The 18,562-nt window shown below is 52.0% G+C and carries 16 protein-coding genes; 12 read left to right on the top strand and 4 right to left on the bottom strand.

The features are described 5' to 3' along the window. Positions 1-5 precede the first annotated feature (5 nt). Entirely contained in the window at positions 6-764 is a 759-nt protein-coding gene (locus CA13_RS21150; protein WP_146400009.1) for a ThuA domain-containing protein, read from the top strand. 75 nt (positions 765-839) lie between these two features. On the opposite strand, the gene CA13_RS21145 is transcribed toward CA13_RS21150, so the two are convergent. Beyond that, on the bottom strand, positions 840-1,442 hold the full coding sequence (locus tag CA13_RS21145) for an RNA polymerase sigma factor (protein ID WP_419194651.1): 603 nt from the start codon (positions 1,440-1,442) through the stop codon (positions 840-842). Positions 1,443-1,558: 116 nt separating this feature from the next. On the opposite strand from CA13_RS21145, the gene CA13_RS21140 reads away from it, so the two are divergent. The 9 genes from CA13_RS21140 (at position 1,559) to CA13_RS21095 (ending at position 13,656) form a co-directional block, all read left to right on the top strand. Then, complete coding sequence (locus tag CA13_RS21140) at positions 1,559-4,618, top strand: protein kinase domain-containing protein (RefSeq protein ID WP_419194650.1); 3,060 nt, start codon at positions 1,559-1,561, stop codon at positions 4,616-4,618. 141 nt (positions 4,619-4,759) lie between these two features. Then, positions 4,760-6,829 carry a flagellar biosynthesis protein FlhA gene (gene flhA, locus CA13_RS21135; RefSeq protein ID WP_146400006.1) on the top strand — a complete coding sequence of 690 codons (2,070 nt, stop codon included), beginning with the start codon at positions 4,760-4,762 and terminating at the stop codon, positions 6,827-6,829. Positions 6,830-6,931: 102 nt separating this feature from the next. After that, entirely contained in the window at positions 6,932-8,026 is a 1,095-nt protein-coding gene (locus tag CA13_RS21130; protein WP_146400004.1) for a flagellar biosynthesis protein FlhF, read from the top strand. Positions 8,027-8,295: 269 nt separating this feature from the next. Then, a complete protein-coding gene (locus CA13_RS21125) occupies positions 8,296-8,568 on the top strand; it encodes a hypothetical protein (protein WP_419194649.1) in 273 nt (90 codons plus the stop codon). 209 nt (positions 8,569-8,777) lie between these two features. Then, a complete protein-coding gene (locus CA13_RS21120) occupies positions 8,778-9,575 on the top strand; it encodes a FliA/WhiG family RNA polymerase sigma factor (RefSeq protein WP_146403807.1) in 798 nt (265 codons plus the stop codon). A 143-nt stretch (positions 9,576-9,718) separates the two neighbouring features. Beyond that, positions 9,719-10,132: a ribosomal maturation YjgA family protein gene (locus CA13_RS21115; protein ID WP_419194648.1), complete on the top strand. Its 414-nt coding sequence runs from the start codon at positions 9,719-9,721 to the stop codon at positions 10,130-10,132. Positions 10,133-10,342: 210 nt separating this feature from the next. Beyond that, the gene (locus CA13_RS21110; RefSeq protein WP_146399998.1) at positions 10,343-11,524 is read left to right on the top strand and encodes a glycosyltransferase family 4 protein; all 1,182 of its coding nucleotides are present in this window, start codon (positions 10,343-10,345) and stop codon (positions 11,522-11,524) included. Positions 11,525-11,602: 78 nt separating this feature from the next. Then, on the top strand, positions 11,603-12,670 hold the full coding sequence (locus CA13_RS21105) for a serine/threonine-protein kinase (RefSeq protein WP_419194647.1): 1,068 nt from the start codon (positions 11,603-11,605) through the stop codon (positions 12,668-12,670). Beyond that, positions 12,667-13,656 (top strand): acetyl-CoA carboxylase carboxyltransferase subunit alpha, encoded by a 990-nt coding sequence (locus tag CA13_RS21095; protein ID WP_146399996.1) that lies wholly within the window; start codon positions 12,667-12,669, stop codon positions 13,654-13,656. Before CA13_RS21105 ends, CA13_RS21095 begins: the two co-directional genes overlap by 4 nt. A gap of 251 nt (positions 13,657-13,907) precedes the next feature. On the opposite strand, the gene CA13_RS21090 is transcribed toward CA13_RS21095, so the two are convergent. Continuing rightward, a complete protein-coding gene (locus tag CA13_RS21090) occupies positions 13,908-14,606 on the bottom strand; it encodes a CvpA family protein (protein ID WP_146399994.1) in 699 nt (232 codons plus the stop codon). 258 nt (positions 14,607-14,864) lie between these two features. On the opposite strand from CA13_RS21090, the gene CA13_RS21085 reads away from it, so the two are divergent. Beyond that, on the top strand, positions 14,865-15,593 hold the full coding sequence (locus CA13_RS21085; protein WP_419194646.1) for a metal-dependent hydrolase: 729 nt from the start codon (positions 14,865-14,867) through the stop codon (positions 15,591-15,593). 64 nt (positions 15,594-15,657) lie between these two features. Here the strand turns inward: CA13_RS21085 and dtd are convergent, their stop codons facing one another. Next, on the bottom strand, positions 15,658-16,101 hold the full coding sequence (gene dtd, locus CA13_RS21080) for a D-aminoacyl-tRNA deacylase (protein ID WP_146399990.1): 444 nt from the start codon (positions 16,099-16,101) through the stop codon (positions 15,658-15,660). Positions 16,102-16,254: 153 nt separating this feature from the next. Here dtd and CA13_RS21075 point away from each other — a divergent pair, with 153 nt between their 5' ends. Next, entirely contained in the window at positions 16,255-17,157 is a 903-nt protein-coding gene (locus tag CA13_RS21075) for a DUF1559 family PulG-like putative transporter (protein ID WP_146399988.1), read from the top strand. A 116-nt stretch (positions 17,158-17,273) separates the two neighbouring features. Here the strand turns inward: CA13_RS21075 and CA13_RS21070 are convergent, their stop codons facing one another. Next, on the bottom strand, positions 17,274-18,488 hold the full coding sequence (locus CA13_RS21070) for an argininosuccinate synthase (protein ID WP_146399986.1): 1,215 nt from the start codon (positions 18,486-18,488) through the stop codon (positions 17,274-17,276). Positions 18,489-18,562 lie beyond the last annotated feature (74 nt).

Raw genomic sequence — 18,562 nt, 5'->3', positions numbered from 1 at the left:
CCACCATGAAACTGCTCGCAATCCTCGTTTGCTTGATCACGTCTTTCGGGTCGCTTTCGGTGCATGCAGACGAATCGAAACCGCGAATTGTCATGCTAATTGCCGAGCGGGAGTACGAAACGCATCAGACGCTACCTGCGTTTGCAAAGCAATCGCTTGAGCAGGATTTTGATGTGTCGTTCGTGTTCGAAGACCCGGCGGATCGGAACCGGTTTGTTGGTATCGAGCAAGTTGACGACGCAGACGTTGTTGTGATTAGCGTTCGCAGGCGGACATTGCCCAAAACACAACTTGATACGATTCGACGTCACGTGGCCTCGGGAAAACCAGTCGTTGGGATTCGAACGGCAAACCATGCATTTTGTTTGCGAACGGGGAACCCGCCCGATGGTTACCATCAATGGACGTCATGGGACCATGATGTCTTTGGCGGTAGCTACACAAATCACTACGGCAATGATTTGGTAACGACGGTTACCTGTCGAGACGCCGGTGAAGTTAGCAATATACTGCTCAAAAACATCGATACCGACAAGTCTTTCACGTCGACTGGATCGCTCTATGTCGTCTCTCCCATTGCCGAAGGCACAACCGTTTTGATGGATGGCAAAGTGGAAGGGCAGGGGAGTGAACCAATTGCGTGGACCTTCACGCGAGCCGATGGCGGAAAATCATTCTACACATCGCTCGGTCACAAAGATGACTTCGCCGGCGATGTGTTGCCAAAACTGCTGGTCAACGCCCTTGATTGGTTGACCCCGTAGGCCGCAAGCGACCAACAAAAATTCCGGCATGAAGCGAGAAAGCCGGATCGATTACTCCTGATGCCGGAACTGCGTTTACGTTTCCAATCGTTGCCGCAATCTTCTCAGGATGCGGGATTTGGCTTGGTAGACGCTTGCTCGGGATAGACCGGTGATCTCAGCTGCTTCGCTGGCAGATTTTTCCTCGATCGTCGTTAGCCAGAACGCGTCCCATGTCGCAGTCTCGAACTCGGCCCGAACTTGCTGCAGCAATTGATGCGAAATCGCCGCTTCGACACTCGCTTCGCTGATCGTTGATTCGAGTGATTCGGCATGTCGCTGCATTGCCAACATGGCGTCCGTTCCGCCTATCGCCGCTTGTGCTTTGGCAGCACGTCGAAAGTAATCCGCAGTGCGATTGCGAGTGATCGTCGCTAGCCAACTGCGAAAACTGCCCTCTTGTTTTTGACGCTCAAAATCACTGATACCGCGTGCAACCGATGCAAACACGTCTTGAACAACGTCCGCCGCATCGGACATCGGCACATTAGACACTCGGCACCACTTGTAAACGATCGGCCCAAACGTCGTCGCTAATCGGCTCCAAGCATCCGGGTCCATTTGCTGCGTAAGGGTGAGCCAATCCGAGGATAGCGTCGGATGCTCCGGTCGATCGGAGGGAAATGGAGGATTCTGCAAAATGATGTCAGACGTTTGCGTTTATCTCGTTGTTGGGGGGACTCGCAAAGAGTTCCTAACGATGGGAACGCCCTGCTGCTTACCTTACAATGTGTCTCACTTCCCAGGAGAATGCAATGATGACAGTGACACCTCCCCAGTGCCCACCGATACAGAAATTGCGAGCGTATGCTACCGGGAGACTTCCCGAGAGTGACAGCGATGCGATTTTCATGCATGTTCGAGACTGCGAAGCATGTACATCCGAACTTGAGACGATCGACGATGGCGAAGATTCATTGATCACCGGCTTGCGTCAACCAGATCCTTTGACTCAATTCGGTGAAGAACTTGGTTGCCAAGTCGCAGTTGCGAAAGCTTTGGGCGTACTGGGCAATACGAGCGAACTGCGGCATGAAATTGGTGAATACGAAGTCGTTCGGCCGCTTGGTCGTGGTGGAATGGGCAGTGTCTATTTGGCACGGCATACCAAGCTTGGCCGCGAAGTCGCGTTAAAGGTGCTGGCGACGCATCGGCTGTCCGACCCGCGCATGCGACAGCGGTTTGAAGCCGAGATGCGAGCCGTCGGACAATTGAGTCATCCCAACATTGTCACCGCGCATGACGCTCGCGAGATCGAAGGGACCGCAGTACTGGTCACCGAATTCATCGACGGATTAGATTTAGGCCAATTGGTTCAAAGCACCGGACCTCTTCGGATCGCCGATGCCTGCGAAGTCGTTCGCCAAGTCGCCATCGCATTGGCGTACACCGACAGCCAAGGGTTCGTACACCGCGACATAAAACCGTCGAACATCATGCTCAGTCGATCGGGTGAAGTGAAGCTGTTGGACCTGGGATTGGCCCGCTTCGAGTATGGCGATCCCGATCATCCCGAGATCACGGGTACTGGGCAAACGATGGGCACGGCCGACTATATCGCACCCGAACAAGTGACCGATAGCCGTAGCGTCGATATCCACGCAGATATCTATTCGCTTGGATGCACACTAATGAAACTACTCACCGGCAGTGCTCCCTTTGCAGACGAGGACCACGAAACACCCTTCGCGAAAATGACCGCACACGTATCGACTCCTGCGCCACGCTTAAAACAATGGTTGCCAGACGCCCCCAAAGAACTCGCGTCACTGGTCGATTCAATGTTGCAAAAGGATCCCAAAAAGCGACCGCAAACACCGATAGAAATCGCCGAGCGTTTGGCTCCATTTACGTCTGGCAATGATTTGCAGCGACTTGGCCAGACGAAATACGTTCCGGCACCAGTTCCACCTCGAATCACACAAACCCAACCATCGAGAAACCGCCGAGTACCAATCTGGGTCGCCGTTGCTGCGGGGCTATTGGGGCTAATCGTCGGCATCATCATGGGAATCACCATCACGATTGAGTATCCCGATGGAACAAAGGCACAAATCAATGCACCGGCGGGAAGTCAAGTGACGATTGCGGAGACACCGGGGCAGGGCAGGGGGGCTGCGCAAGAACGTGCCAGTTCGGCGCTAGCTCCAGCGGTGGAAGTTGGCGATGGCACGATTCTGCCCGACGATCCACTGGTTTTTATTGTCTTGCTGAACTCAGATGAAGTATCCAATGCCGAATTATCTGCGGCGAAATCTCTCTTACATGGCCAAATAAGTTCGGACCCTAAGAACGATAAAGTCGTGACGACGGATGCTGGTATTTGGATCCAGTTGCCCAAAGATGTACCGGCTCCGATTGCGCACCAGTACAACGGAAAGCGGTACGGATTGGCATCGGGGTCAGCGTTGCACCGGATCGAATGGGCGGATCTCAAAGAACATGTCACGGTGGTCCAATCGACGTTTGATGTGCAATCACGACAGCCAGTTCTTGAGTTTGAGTTCGATGATGTTTTGGCACAGAAATTTCAAATGCTCACTCGCAGTAACTTGAATCATCCGCTTGCGGTTGTCGTCGACGGTACCATTCGCGCGGCACCGAACATTCTGTCAGAGATCATTGGGAAAGCGAGACTCTTCGGAGATTTCTCCGAGGAAGAGACTCGTTCCATCATGCAAAGTATCCATGGAGGTTTGGTTGATCCGCAAAAACCATCAACTGCAACGATTGAATCGAATGAACTCGATCGCCTTCAAGGTGTTTGGGTTGGTGAAGTCGCAAGCAACGTCAACGCAACTCAGTCGCCATTAGTCGTCATTGATCGTAAACGGATTTATTACTTTTCAGATTCAAAAGTCGGTTTGTTGTCGTTTGGAACCATTTCACTAGACACAACTTGGCTTCCTGGTGAGATTGATATGGAGATCCGGTTTCCGATATCAGAAACAGTACTCGGCATCTATGGTTTTGAATCCGACGGAAAGGTCCGACTTGGATTCAAGAATGGCGAGATACGTCCACGCGATTTCAATGATCAAGGAGATCTCCCCAACCTCATCATGCGACGTATCGGTGACGTACCACGATCCTCGCAAGATCTGCCAAAGCTAGTTGATAAGCTTGGGCAACCGTGGGCTACCGTTTTGAACGATCTGGTTCGCTACCAAGCGTTGCCGTTGGATGAAGTTGCTCAGACCGTGAAGGCTAAGACTCGGTCAATATCGATTGTAGAGACACTTAATTCAATCAAGCAAATCGGCATTGCGTTCTATAACTTTCACGATGCCTATCGAAAACTCCCTGGTAGTCAAAACGTCCGCGAAGGAAAGCGTGGCATCAACGGTGATGCTGCGTATCCATTTAGTTGGCGAGTCGCAATATTGCCATTTATTGAGAATCAAGAACTGTTTGAGCAGTATCGATTCGATGAGCCATGGGATAGTGAACACAACCTAACGCTGCTGGACAAAATGCCAGAAGTTTATCGGTCCCCATACGCGTCCTCCGAACAAAGCAAAGGTGAAACGAACTTCGTTGGGATTGCGACCAAACACGGTGGTCTCGGTGTCACGGGCCATTCGTTCGCGGATTTCACCGACGGCACTTCAAACACCGCCTTGATCTTGACGACTAAGAAAAACGTGCCTTGGACGAAACCCGAGGACTTGACGAACACCACGGTGGAGCCCATCGATAATATGCCACTGATCATTCTCAAAGCAGACGGCTCCGTTGAAATGATGATGGACCTCATCGATGAAGTGAAATTGCAAAAGATGCTCACCCGCGATGGCGGTGAGTGGATCGAGTAGGTCACCTCGCCGGGTTGGGAGAGGTGTCGCTTCTATTGCTATCAACGCATGTAATCTTCTCTGGACTCTGTCGTCGTGTTTTTTGTACCTTCGACGAGTTGAAGCGAACGAGTCGCTTTTTGTTTAGTACAAAGGTGTTTTGTGCAGTCGTTGTTACTCCGATATCGTGATCTGATCCTGCCGATTGGCATAATCGGCTGTCTGGTTGTGATCTTGATTCCATTGCCAGCAATCCTAATGGATTTGTTTTTGGCGATGAACATTACGATCGGTGTGATCATCCTTTTGACGACCGTTTATGTTTCGACACCTCAAGAATTCAGCGTTTTTCCCTCGCTACTTTTAGCAACGACGCTTGCCCGATTGGTCCTGAACATCGCAACAACGCGTTTGATTTTGACCGGTGCCGACACACTCGGGATGGACGCAGCTGGGGGGGTCATCCGAAGTTTCGGCGATTTCGTCGCAGGCGACCGAATTGAAGTCGGCATTATTATCTTTGTCATTATTGTGTTGATCCAATTTATTGTGATCACCAAAGGTGCGACACGAATCAGTGAGGTCGCAGCTCGCTTTGCGTTGGACGGTATGCCAGGCCGACAAATGGCGATCGATGCCGATTTCAATGCGGGTGCGATCACCGAACAGGAAGCGACCGAACGTCGCGAACAAGTCAGCTCACAAGCCGACTTCTACGGGGCGATGGATGGTGCGAGTAAGTTCGTTCGTGGTGATGCTATCGCTGGGATTGTGATCACGATGGTCAACGTGATGGGTGGGCTCTATATCGGGATCGTCCAAGCGGGCATGACGCTATCCGAAGCGGGTGCACTGTTCACCAAACTAACGATTGGTGACGGATTGGTCAGTCAAGTTCCGGCGCTTTTGATATCACTTGCAGCTGGCTTGCTAGTAACGCGAAGCACTCAAAAAACAAACTTGCCAGTCGAGTTTTTGCAGCAACTCTTTGGTAACCCCAAAGCGTTGGCGGTTGCCGGTTGCTTTTTACTGCTGTTGATTGTGACCAATTTGCCAACCATCCCGATGTTTACACTCGGGACTGCGTGCATTGGCTTAGCGGTCGCAATGAACCGTCAACAAACGAAAGACATTGCAGCCAGTAACGATCGTGAAACGGCGGAAAAAGCGGCTGCCGAAGCACCACCGGAAAAACGCGTGGAAGATTTCCTCACGATTGACCCGATGGAAATGACGATCGGTTTGGGCCTTTTGAGTCTCGCGGATCCGTCGCGTGGCGGCGACCTCATGCAGCGAATCACGGGCGTCCGCAATTCAATCGCCGCAGACATTGGCATCGTGCTACCGAAAGTGCGAGTGCGGGATGAAATGAGCCTAGAGGACTGCGAATACGAGGTCCGGATTGCCGGAAACACGGTCGCTCGGGCGATAGCGCGACCCGACAAATTGTTGGCGATCGACAATGGCCAAACCACCGCCGTGATCGATGGCGAACCGACTCGCGACCCAACGTTCAATGAACCAGCGGTCTGGATCGACCCGATGCGTCGCGAGCAAGCAGCAATCTATGGTTACACGACAGTCGAACCTGGGGCGGTACTCGCAACCCATCTACAAGAAATAGCCAAACGGCATGCGGACGAACTTCTGTCGCGTGATGCGACGAAGCATCTGATTGATGAACTAAAAGAAGTTTCCCCTACCGTAGTCGACGAGTTGATCCCCGGAGCAATGAAGGTGAGCGAGGTGCAGCAGGTGCTACAAATGCTCCTTCGCGAAGACGTTCCGATTCGTCAATTAGGCATCATACTGGAAACACTCGGTGACTTCGCTTCTCGCACGAAGGATCCCGTTTGGCTTTGCGAATACGTTCGCCACCGTTTGGCACGAACCATTAGCACTCGGTACCGCGATGAACACAGCCGGTTACATGTGCTTGCACTTGATCCTGCGATGGAAGATCGCATCGCGGCTGGGATTGAGCACAGCGAAAGAGGACTTTTTGTAAGAATGAGTCCCCAAGCGGTAGACCTCACTTGCGAAAAGATCCAAGAAGGCGTTAAGAAGTTAATTACAGCTGGTTATCCACCGGTGTTGCTCGTCAGTCCGCGGATTCGTCCTGGGCTTCGACAGATGACGTCCGCTTCGATGCCTCGGCTGCGAGTATTGTCCTACAACGAAGTCACGCAAGACACAAAAATCGAATCCTATGGAGTCATCAGTGATCAGTAACCTAGTTTAGTGGCGAACTCAAACCGTCAAGAGTCGATTGTGGAGGCTTGAAGCCACCACCTGAATAACATTCCAATCTCCAACGCGACGTGATTCACAATCATGCATATTCGCACATTCCGTGCCGCTAGCCTCCAAGACGCCCTGGAAGAAATCCGCAATCAAATGGGTACGGACGCATCGGTGCTGCACACTCGCCAAGTCCGCGATGGATGGATGGGATGGCTAGGACGTACTTATGTGGAAGTGACCGCTGGACTTCGCGGTGTCGATGACGCAAAGACGCCGGATGATTCGATACCGCAAGCGGATGCAGAGGTTCCCGTGACGGTGCCGATTCGCAGCGGTTACATGCAAGCCGAACCGACGTTCCCCGGACCGTTCGAAGGATTCCGCGAGCAATTGATCGATGCCGGAGTCTCTCCGAAAACCGCACTTCGTTGGTTGAAGTCAACAGAAAGCTTTACCGTAGGCCTTGGCGATTCGATCAACGAACCTTGGATGGATCATCTTCAACGCTCGATCGCTCGTGAGCTTCGAATTGGCGGACCGATTCGGACTCAACCTGGCGCGAAACACATTGTCGCCTTGGTCGGGCCAACCGGCGTCGGTAAAACAACAACGATCGCAAAACTGGCGGCGGGTTTCCGCATACAAGAGCGTCGCCGAGTCGGTTTGGTCACCATTGACACCTTCCGAATTGCGGCGGTACAGCAACTCGAAGCGTATGCTGAAATCATGGACTTGCCGATGGAGGTGGTCGAGAATCCCTCGCAGATGCAACCGGCGATTGAACGTCTTGGCGATGTTGATTTAGTCCTGCTTGATACTGCGGGGCGAAGTCCTTCGAGCGACGCAAGAATTGACCAATTAGTTGAATTGCTGCGAATGGCTCAACCAGATGAAACGCATTTAGTAATGGCCGCTACCAGCAGCTCCTCGACAATCCAATCCGTGTTAAAGGGATTTGCCCCGGCTCATCCGACAGCAGCAATTTTGACAAAACTAGATGAAGCGACCAGCACCGCAGGCGTGTTGTCCGCAATTACGGCATCAGACGATTTCGCGGGGATACCACTGAGCTACTTGACTAACGGACAACAAGTGCCGGATGACATTCAAGTGGCATCAGCGGAGCCGCTATTGTCACGACTATTGCCGGGATCGTTTGTAACAAACCAGATGGAAGCCGCGTAGCGCGGAGCAGGGTAGGGGAGCCAGAACAATTGCGCCCATTCTCCCCAAGACGAACAACGGACAATCACAAACAAAAAGATTTTTTGAAAAGAAAATTCAGGTTCATCCACTCGATGACCGATACAGATACGGAGGCAACACGCATCTTTCCAAACCGACTTCAATCGTTTGCAAAAGATACATGTTGCACTGCTTTGACAGTTAAAAGCAGGTTAGAAAACAAAGGATTCGGTTTCCCACAACTTTGATTGTACAGGACGATTTGGACGGTGACACGAAGCTTCGCATTATGCCTGGGTGCTCTTGCAATGGCTTTGGTTGTCGTACGAGGAACTCTATTCGGCGAGTTTGCCGATCAGGTTGCAATCGAAGCGATCGTCGCTCTGATTGTGTTTGCCGCGATTGGATGGGTTGCCGGATGGATCGCAGATTACTTGGTTCGCGACGCCGTCGAGGTCGCTTTTCGACGCAGAGTCGATTGGTACCGACAAGGAGTTGCTGAGGCAGGTTTATTAGAGAACAAGCCGTCCGAAGAGCCATGAACATGGATGTTCAATTAACGTTCTTCGGAGGGTCACCATGACGGTTTTGGCTTTGTAGGCACGGATGCCCATAAAACCAAACCGTCCTGGTTTTTTAACGAAGCGTCGATGGATTGCACTCAAAGCATTTCGCTCTGATGGTATCTATCGTCCACATTGTGGACTCGCATGAGGTGAGTCCACTCCATTTTTTGGTCACGGAGGATTGGATGGCAGCCACAGTCACAACCGACGAAGAGATCCTGCAAGTTTGGATAGATTTCAAGCAGATCACCAAGGACTCGCCGGATTACGAAGACTTACGCAATCGGTTGGTCGAACGGTATATGCCCTTAGTTCGTTACAACGGCGAACGAATTTGGCAACGTCTACCTGATGGCGTTGAACTCGACGATCTTATCAGTGCTGGTATCTTCGGTCTGATGGACGCAATTGACGCTTACGACATGGAGCGTGGCGTTAAGTTCGAAACCTATTGTGTTCCGCGGATTCGCGGTGCAATGCTGGACGAACTTCGCACGATGGACTGGGTCCCTCGACTTGTCCGCAGCAAAGCGAGCAAGCTTGCAGTTGCAAAGAAAGAACTTGAAACAAGATTTGGCCGGGCTCCGACCAATCAAGAGCTTTCGGAGAAGATGGAAATCTCGCTCCTTGAGCTCGAGAAGATGCAAACCGAAGCCAACGCGGTTGGCGTCGTTTCACTCAACAAAAAATGGTACGAAACGGACAGCTACAAAGATGTCCGCGAGATAGACATTCTTGAAGACAAAAAGGGTGAAGACCCAACCATTCGTGTCCAGAAGAACGACTTGATGCGTTTGGTCACCAAAGGCCTCAACCGTAACGAGCGACTCATCATCATTCTCTACTATTACGAAGAATTGACGATGAAGGAAATCGGAGCCACCTTGGATTTGTCTGAATCACGAGTCAGCCAGATGCACACCTCGATCGTTGGCCGTCTTCAATCACAACTCGGTCCAAGACGAATTGAATTTGGTGCATAAACCGAACACTGGACTTCACGCTACAATTGGCAAGAGTGAATTCCATAGTTCTTGATCGAACAAAAGGTGATCCTCAATGGGGATCACCTTTTTTCGTTGGCCCCTAAGGATAGCGAAACATCAAACCTAGCCAAAACACTCCATTGCGACCCGATGTGAATCGCGCGGTCGCCGCATTGCTATGCATCACATTGACCGCATTGTGTTTCGGTTACGCTTGGTTGCGCAGCGACTTGCCCGTTTGGTGGCGACTCAATGGTGGCGGCGTCGTCTACGTTGTTTTCTGGATCACGTTTGGTTTCGTTTTCTTTCCCTACCGCCGCCGTGTTGTTGCCATTTGCGTCACGGCGACGGCGTTAACGTGCTTGCTCGAAATCCTGCAACTTTGGAAACCGGCATGGTTACTGAAATTCAGGGCGACGAAGTTCGGAGCCGCACTGCTGGGGAGCGAGTTCGCATGGCAAGACATTCCTCCGTATCTAATTGGCGGCATCGCCGGTTACGGCCTGCTATTGGCCGCGTGTAGTCTGAGCAGATCCAAAACGCCAGACGTTTAAGCTAAGTGAAACACACGCCAAACGGGACGAACCCTTCCTACTCGGCGGATTTCCCCAACCTAACATACCCTCGTCGCTGGATTGATAGACAATCGTTTCCCTCCACGGTTTAGCCACGGTGCTTCGCGGACCTGAATCCGTTATTCTGTGCGTTCACTTGCGTCACATTGAAGCCATCTTCTTGAAACCAACCAAACGGACCTGTCCATCATGCGTGTTTGCCACATCATCACCCGAATGATCATTGGCGGCGCGCAAGAGAATACGCTTCTAAATTGCTTAGACTTGATGCGGGACTACGGGGACGATGTTTTATTGGTCACTGGACCAGAGGTTGGGCCGGAGGGCGATTTGTTGGGCCAGGGTAGAGCAGGGGACCTTCCCATATTGAAGCTTGACAATTTGCGTCGAGCGATCCACCCCATCCGTGACATGAAAGCTCGCTTGGAATTGCGACAAACGATTCGCGATTTCAAACCAGATGTAGTTCATACGCATAGCGCCAAAGGCGGAATCCTGGGCCGCGCCGTTGCCTGGAACGAAAAGGTACCCGTGGTCGTTCACAGCGTCCACGGCGCACCGTTTCATCCCTATCAATCGGCAGTCGCGAGAAGTTTGTTTCGAAGTTGCGAACGATGGGCAGCGAAACGATGCCATCACATGATTTGCGTCGCGGATGCGATGACCGATTTAATGGTGAATGCGGGAGTCGCACCACCGGAAAAATTCACGACGATCTATAGCGGAATGGATGTCGATCCGTTCTTGGCGGCAGACAAACATCGCCAACGTGTGCGAGAACAGTTCGGGCTAAAGCCAGAGCATGTCGTCATTGGAAAGATCGCGAGACTGTTTCATCTCAAAGGTCACGACGACTTGGTCTCGGCGGCGGTCGACGTGGTTCGGCAAGTTCCCAAAGTGCGTTTCCTGTTGGTAGGCGATGGTATTTTGCGTCAACCGTTGACCGAGCGGATCGAGTCGCTAGGACTGAAAGATCATTTCCTATTTTCAGGACTTGTGCCGCCAAGCGAGGTACCGGCAATGATCGGGGCCATGGATGCACTCGTTCATACATCCTACCGCGAGGGACTCGCTCGAGCTCTACCGCAAGCGTTAATCGCGGGTCGTCCGGTTGTCAGCTATGACGTCGACGGGGCCCGTGAAGTGGCGATTTCAGACGAAACAGGTTTCCTGGTTCCACCCGGTGATATCGCGAAATTATCGGCGGCCATGACCCAATTGGCTAGCGATGCGAAAATGAGAGATCGAATGGGAAGGGTAGGGCAGAGCCGATTTACCGACCAATTCCGTCACCAGACGATGACGAGGCGAATCCGAGAACTCTATGTGAAATTGTCCGACCTTTCAGGATCAGGCGGAATTCAACTATGATAGGGGCGTAAGAGAATCTACTTTTCGCGTAATCTGTTTTACTTTGCGCCTAACTGATTGCCCCCAACTGATTGACTGATGACAAAAACCCGCGACTTTCTCGGCCCTTATCGTTTGGCAAGACTGATTCGTTCCGGAACCACTTGCGATGTCTGGGAAGCAATCGAAGAGAGCAAACACGAACGCTTCGCACTGAAACTTCTTAAGCCATCCGCTCGGAATGACCGCTCGGAAGTGGCCCTGCTAAAACATGAGTACGCGGTCGCATCGGATTTACACAGTCCGCGGATCATCAGAGTTTATGACTATCGAGTTGAAGCAGGGACGCCGTTCATCGTGATGGAATTGTTCAGCGAGTTGAACATGAAGCAGGCACTGCGTCGCGGTCCTGATTCCTTGGCCTACATGCTTGACAAGATTGTTTCGCAAGCGGCGGAAGGACTCTATTTCATGCACACGAAGAATTGGCTGCACCTGGATATCAAACCAGACAATTTCTTGGTCAGCCGCGATGGTGAAACGAAACTGATCGACTTTACGATTGCGGAGAAAAAGAAGACAGGATTAAGCAAGCTGTTCCACAGCAGTTCGAAAATGGCTAAGGGCACACGCAGTTACATGTCGCCCGAGCAGATTCGCTCAAAGGTTTGCGATGAGCGGTCGGACATTTACAGTTTTGGATGTGTCTTGTTTGAAGTCTGCACTGCGAAACCGCCATTTACCGGTGACACGCCGAACGATTTGCTGAACAAACATTTGACGGCTTCGATCCCCAGCCCGATTGTCTACAACGACAACATTAGCAAAGACTTTGCCGATTTAATTCGAAAGATGATGGCTAAGAAACCGGAGGGACGTCCGACCTCGATGTGGGAATTCCTGAAGCATTTCCGAGCGATCGAGCTATTCAAGAAACGACCTCGCGTTCCGGACGTTAGCGTGTTCGATAGCATGCCAGGTATTCGAGGCGCCGAAGATCTACTTCGAAAAGACATGAGCTTGGAGGTTGAAGTAGATGACGTCACCAAGCCTTCGAAGAAACAAGATGCCGCTAACAAGAAACAAGATGCCGCTAACAAGAAACAAGATGCCGCTAACAAGAAACAAGATGCAGCTAACAAGAAAAAGGATGGCGACAAAGCATGAGTGCGGGACCCGGATTAGAATTTGAAAATGAGATCGCGCAGCTTGAATCAAAGATCGCGTCACTCGAACGACAAACCGATCGAACGGACGAAATCGACAAAGAGGTTCGTGACCTTCGTCGGCAATTGATCGATACGCTTCGCGAAGTTTACGGGTCGCTTGATGCATGGCAAACGGTCCAAGTGTCACGGCACAAGAACCGACCTTACACACGCGACTATTTGAACTTGGCGTTCGACGAGTTTGTTGAGCTGTACGGCGACAAACACTTTGGCGACGACCGAGCGATGTTGTCTGGATTTGCGAAACTTGATCGCTTCAAAGTAATGGTGCTTGGGCATCAAAAAGGGCGAACGTTCAAAGAGCGAGCGGCGTGCCATTTCGGGTGCGCTCACCCCGAAGGTTACCGAAAAGCCATGGTCAAGATGCGTTTGGCCGAGAAATACCATTTGCCTCTGATTTGCTTCATCGACACGCCGGGAGCCTATCCAGGAATTGGCGCCGAGGAGCGTGGTCAGGCTCAGGTAATCGCCGAAAGCATGTTCATGATGAGCCGTCTGAAAACGCCGGTTATCTGTGTTGTGATAGGTGAAGGCGGATCGGGCGGCGCATTGGGAATCGGACTCGGCGACCGCGTCGCGATGCTTCAGCATTCCTATTACAGCGTGATCAGCCCCGAAGGCTGCGCGGGCATTTTGTGGAAGAGCCACGAGTTTGCTTCGAAGGCCGCGGCGGCACTGCGTTTCACAAGTAGCGACCTGACACGACTTGGTGTGGTCGACGATGTCATCGAAGAACCACTCGGCGGAGCGCACCGCGATCATCACCAAATGGCATCGCGGTTGAAGAGCTATCTCTCGCGAACGTTGGCGGATTTAGAGTCGCGCCCGATCGAAGCATTGGTTGACGCTCGCTATGAAAAATTTCGCCGCATCGGCGTCTTCCTGGACGAGGCCCAGATGGTCGATTCACCGTCGCAAGACTAGCGGTGACCAACAACCGCTTGGCAAATCAGGGCGGAATTCAACCGCCCCGCAACGTCCGATAATGCCCCTTATGTTGTATTAAGAGTGCGGTTTTCCCCGTGTATGGGGCATTTGCCTCATTTTCCCCCTGCGAATACCACGACCGCAGTCGCAGAGGCTGCCCCTGCAGCTTCGGGATCCGCGGTTGAAGTCGCCTAGACTTCAACCGTGAAGATCACACGACTCTGTACTTTGCGCTCTCAGTGATCGCCTTAGCGCTGGTAGCTGCCATTCCACGGTTGCTGCGCCTGCTGAGGCGAACTCGAGAATGGCGTTTGCCCATTCATGCCGCCGGGCGGTTCGTTCCAGAATGACTCGGGCAAAAAGTCACCCGCTTTCTCTTGAACGATCTGCGTGCCCATTTGCTCAAACACGCTTTCGTTTTCGTCCGATCCAGCGCCGTGAAACTTTTCCTCAAAGCGGTCTAAATACGGTTTGACGATCTCTTGGATTTCAGGCGGAATCACCGATTCGCTGCGGGCCAGCACATTGGCGATATAGTTGCCACTTTTGCTTTCGACGATATTTTCGCGAGTCGTATTGCCCAACAGCGTGACTGCGAACAGGGTGATCAATGTGCAGTACAAACCTCCTTTGGCCAGCCCGAACAAGGCCCCGACTTGGCGGTCGAATTCCTTTAGCCTCAATCGATCGATCGATCCGCTGACCATCCGAAACGCCACCCAAATGACCAACGACGTGCCGACATACAGAATCAACATAGCCAAAAATCGATTCCACGGTGGTGTCGCTTGGATCGATTCGCTGAACGGCTCACGAAAGTGATAAGCCACTGCATAGCTAACCACAATCGAGGCAATTGATGCCAACTGCCAAGCAAACCCTTTGACGGCCCCAAACAACATTGCGCCGACGAGCACAACCAACATGACAATGTCGTAGATTTCCACTTGAAAGCTTCCGTGCATAGGAGGAACAGGAGAGGGCGGTTCGCTAGCAAAAAAACGCTTGATAGCGAAGCAATCCGATCGCGTTCGCATGCGTGTACACCCGGTCTATTTTCATCAAGTGTAGCGAAAGGCTCCGATCGAGCGAAGATCAATCGAGGTGGCATTGGGTTGCCAAAATCCCTTATGAGGAACAATAAGAAAAATGGACCTGTCATTTTTTTTCACTCCCCTGCCCTTCGATTTTCCAACTCCAATTTCGTGGCTGATTTCAAATCGCACATTACCGGCAGCACGATGGTTGGCATCGCCTATGGCTATTGGGGCGTGGCCAGCCAAGGGATGTCAATTGAAAGTGGCATTTTGGCGGGCGGGCTATGCAGCGTCAGCGGGATGCTTCCTGACCTGGACAGCGATTCGGGAATTCCGCTTCGCGAGACCAGCATGTTTTGCGCGGCGATCGTTCCAATATTGATGATCGATCGTTTCCGCGATATGGAATTGACACACGAAGCGATGGCTTTGGCGGCGATGCTGATTTACATCTCCATCCGATTCGTTCTCGTCGAATTCTTCAAACGCTACACCGTCCACCGAGGAATGTGGCACAGCATCCCCGCGGCAGCATCAGCTGGTTTGCTAGCGTACTTGGTGATGCCATGTCCAAGCGAAGCGATTCGCGTTTACAAAAGCATGGCGGTGGTCGTCGGCTTTGTCGTACATTTGAGTATGGATGAGATTTGGAGCATCGATTTTCGACGAGGCCGATTTCGATTGAAAAAGTCGTTTGGCACGGCATTAAAATTTTTCGGCAACAATCCGTTAGCGAACGTGTCGGTTTACGCAAAGTTGGCGTTACTGATTTACATCGCATGGGGCGACCATGGGATCCTACAACGACTCCGCCAACGAGCTCGCTTAGATCGACCCTACATTGCGGAACCCAGACCCGATCCGTTGCCGTGGGACAAATGGTTACCTTGGAGGTAATCCAATGCCCTGACCTTTCGTTGGTCATTGCAAACTGGCTTGTATTCTCACATCCAATCCGTAATTACGGCAATCGATCAATCACGAGCGTCACCGGGCCATCGTTGACCAAACTCACTTGCATGTCTGCGGCGAAAATTCCTTTTTCAACATGGAGGCCTGCGTCTCGGAGGAAGGCCATATACGCTTCGTAGACTTGGTCTGCAATTTCGGGGGCGGCCGCATCGGTGAATCCAGGGCGACGTCCTTTGCGACAATCTCCTAGCAGCGTGAATTGGCTAATCGCCAGAACCGAACCATCGACATCCAACAATGACCGATTCATTTTCCCCTCGTCATCGGGAAAAATTCGCAGTTGTGAAGTTTTCTCGGCAAGCCATTTTGCTTCCACTTCGGTATCGCCATGGCCGACACCAACCAGCACCATGACTCCTCGATCAATTTTTCCGACCGCCCTGCCCTGCACTTCGACTTTGGCCTCCGTAACTCGCTGAATAACAATACGCACGGCCGATTCTCTTTGCTTGGGATATTCTTGTTTTTCGCCAAAGACAAATCTTAGACGCATGTGACACTGAAGGACAATTGCAACCGCGAATTGATTGGGCATACAATTAGGAATTGCCGTCTACCGTCCGTCCGCCATTTTGCCGATCGATTCATGCCTTATCTTTTCACGTGTCCCCATTGCCAAACCAAGACGGAAGTCGAAGATCGCTTCAGCGGATTGGCCGGCGAATGCGTGACTTGCGGCGAACCGATTGAGTTACCCAATTTTGCCAAACAGGCCTCGCCAGATAACCCTAAAACACGCGAGAATAAATTCCTCAGTTCACTGCTCGCTGCGGGGGTCGTGTTGGTATTGATCCTTTGCTTACTGTTTGCCGTCGTGCGACACGGCAGCCAGACGGTGACCCAGTTACAAACCAACCGAGCAAGAGCTTCGTCGATTCGCAATTTGGAAAAGATCGCCGCAGCCCTGAATGCGTACTCCGCCGATCACGGAACCTATCCTCCGCCCTTTACAAAGAACCAAGCGGGAAGGCCGATGCAGTCATGGCGAGTTTTGATCTTGCCTTACCTCGGCGAAGAAGAACTGTACGACTCTATCAACCTCGGTGCCGATTGGGACAATCCTGACAACATGTCAGTCGCATATAACCGTGTACCAAGCGCTTTCTCGCATCCTGATGGCAGTGTTGGTCGAATTTTTAGCGAAAGTGCCTACTACTTGATCACAGGGCCAGGCACATTATTCCCAGCGACCGGTCCGCTCGGACCCAACGATGTTATTGACGATACAACAAAGACATTGCTTGTCGTCGAAGGCTCGCCCACGATGACAACCAACCTATGGACCGAACCAGTCGATATTAACGTCACACAGGCCCAAGGAATCGGAGGCAACAATAGCAACGTTGGCGGGCTGCTCGACGAAGGCGCCGCTGCGGCAACGGTGGATGGCCGTGGCCACTATATTGCCGACACAATGCCGACGGCAACATTCCGGGCCCTCATTTCCCCTCGCGGCGGCGAACCGCTCGCGGATGATACGTTGGATTAGCTGGCAACTGCATCTGGCAAAAACCAAGCGATGCACAAACCACCAACATTGCTGAATTCAGGATCCAGAGAGGTCCGAGTGTAAGACCACGCCAAAGACCGAACTCCTATCTTCGCTTAATACTTCCGTGGTCGAACCGAAGCTTGAACTCGGCTTGGAAGACCTTGAATACGAAGGAAACCTTCGGCGTCGTCTTGGTTATACGATCCGCCACCTTCCATCGTTGCGATCTCGGCGTCGTACAAACTATTCGCACTCTTTCGCGAATCGACGGAAATGTTGCCTTTGTATAGTTTCAGCGTCACTTCGCCCGTGACCGGTTTTTGGGCTTCGCGAATGAACGCCAACAATGCATCCATCTTGGGCGTGTACCAGAAACCGTAGTAAACCATTTCGGCAACTTCCGGTGCGAGTCGGTCGCGCAAGTGCATCAAGTCGCGGTCCATCGTCAATTGCTCGACGTTCATGACTGCGTCGTACAATACCGTCATGCCCGGCGACTCGTAGACACCACGACTCTTCATGCCAACAAAACGGTTTTCAACCATGTCGATACGGCCAATACCGTTGCGGCCTGCGATTATGTTGAGTTGCTCGACCATCTCTAACGCATTTACGTTCTTTCCATTGAGCATCACCGGTACGCCCGACTCGATTCCGATCGTAACCGTTTCGGCTTTGTCGGGTGCTTCTTGCGGGCTGACGCCCATCCCGAAATCAACGATTTCCACGCCGTTGACATCCAACTCTTCTAATTGGCCTGCTTCGTAGCTAATGTGCAGAACGTTTTCGTCACTGCTATACGGCTTTGATGTGGATGCTTTGACCGGAATATTTTTTTCCGCACAATAAGCGATCAGCTCGGTTCGGCCCGGGAAGGCGTCGCGAAACTCTTGGATTCGCCATGGGGCGATTGTTTCGACATTCGGATCGAGAGCTTCCGCAGCGAGTTGGAATCGGCATTGGTCGTTGCCCTTGCCGGTCGCTCCATGTGCATAGGCAACCGCGCCGACTTCACGAGCAACTTCGAGACATACCTTGCTGATCAGCGGTCGAGCGATCGAGGTGCCCAGCAGGTAAATTTGCTCATACTTGGCTTGCCAAGCGAGCACAGGAAATGCGAAGTCACGACAGAGTTCTTCACGAACATCCACAACGCGAGACGATTTAGCACCGCAATCGCGAGCCTTTTTCATCGTCGCATCACGGTCTTCGCATGGTTGTCCCAAGTCGACATAAACCGCGTGGACATCGTAGCCTTTGTCCTGCAGCCAACCAAGAATCACGGAAGTGTCTAATCCACCAGAGTAAGCAAGTACGCAGCTTTTCATTACGATGTTAACTACCAACAATAAGAGGCTTGAAACGAACCAGCCGTAATTTGAAGTACGAATCCCCTTTGCCG

Source organism: Novipirellula herctigrandis, assembly GCA_007859835.1.
In the GTDB taxonomy this organism is placed as follows: domain Bacteria; phylum Planctomycetota; class Planctomycetia; order Pirellulales; family Pirellulaceae; genus Novipirellula_A; species Novipirellula_A herctigrandis.
The sequence above is the reverse complement of the archived record's forward strand: the minus strand, read 5'-3'. Positions and strand labels throughout refer to the sequence as shown.

Coding starts and splice junctions, on each gene's coding strand:
- CA13_RS21150 (WP_146400009.1), top strand. CDS start 6: ATGAAACTGCTCGCAATCCTCGTTTGCTTGATCACGTCTTTCGGGTCG.
- CA13_RS21140 (WP_419194650.1), top strand. CDS start 1,559: ATGATGACAGTGACACCTCCCCAGTGCCCACCGATACAGAAATTGCGA.
- CA13_RS21130 (WP_146400004.1), top strand. CDS start 6,932: ATGCATATTCGCACATTCCGTGCCGCTAGCCTCCAAGACGCCCTGGAA.
- CA13_RS21120 (WP_146403807.1), top strand. CDS start 8,778: ATGGCAGCCACAGTCACAACCGACGAAGAGATCCTGCAAGTTTGGATA.
- CA13_RS21110 (WP_146399998.1), top strand. CDS start 10,343: ATGCGTGTTTGCCACATCATCACCCGAATGATCATTGGCGGCGCGCAA.
- CA13_RS21105 (WP_419194647.1), top strand. CDS start 11,603: ATGACAAAAACCCGCGACTTTCTCGGCCCTTATCGTTTGGCAAGACTG.
- CA13_RS21095 (WP_146399996.1), top strand. CDS start 12,667: ATGAGTGCGGGACCCGGATTAGAATTTGAAAATGAGATCGCGCAGCTT.
- CA13_RS21075 (WP_146399988.1), top strand. CDS start 16,255: ATGCCTTATCTTTTCACGTGTCCCCATTGCCAAACCAAGACGGAAGTC.
- CA13_RS21070 (WP_146399986.1), bottom strand. CDS start 18,488: ATGAAAAGCTGCGTACTTGCTTACTCTGGTGGATTAGACACTTCCGTG.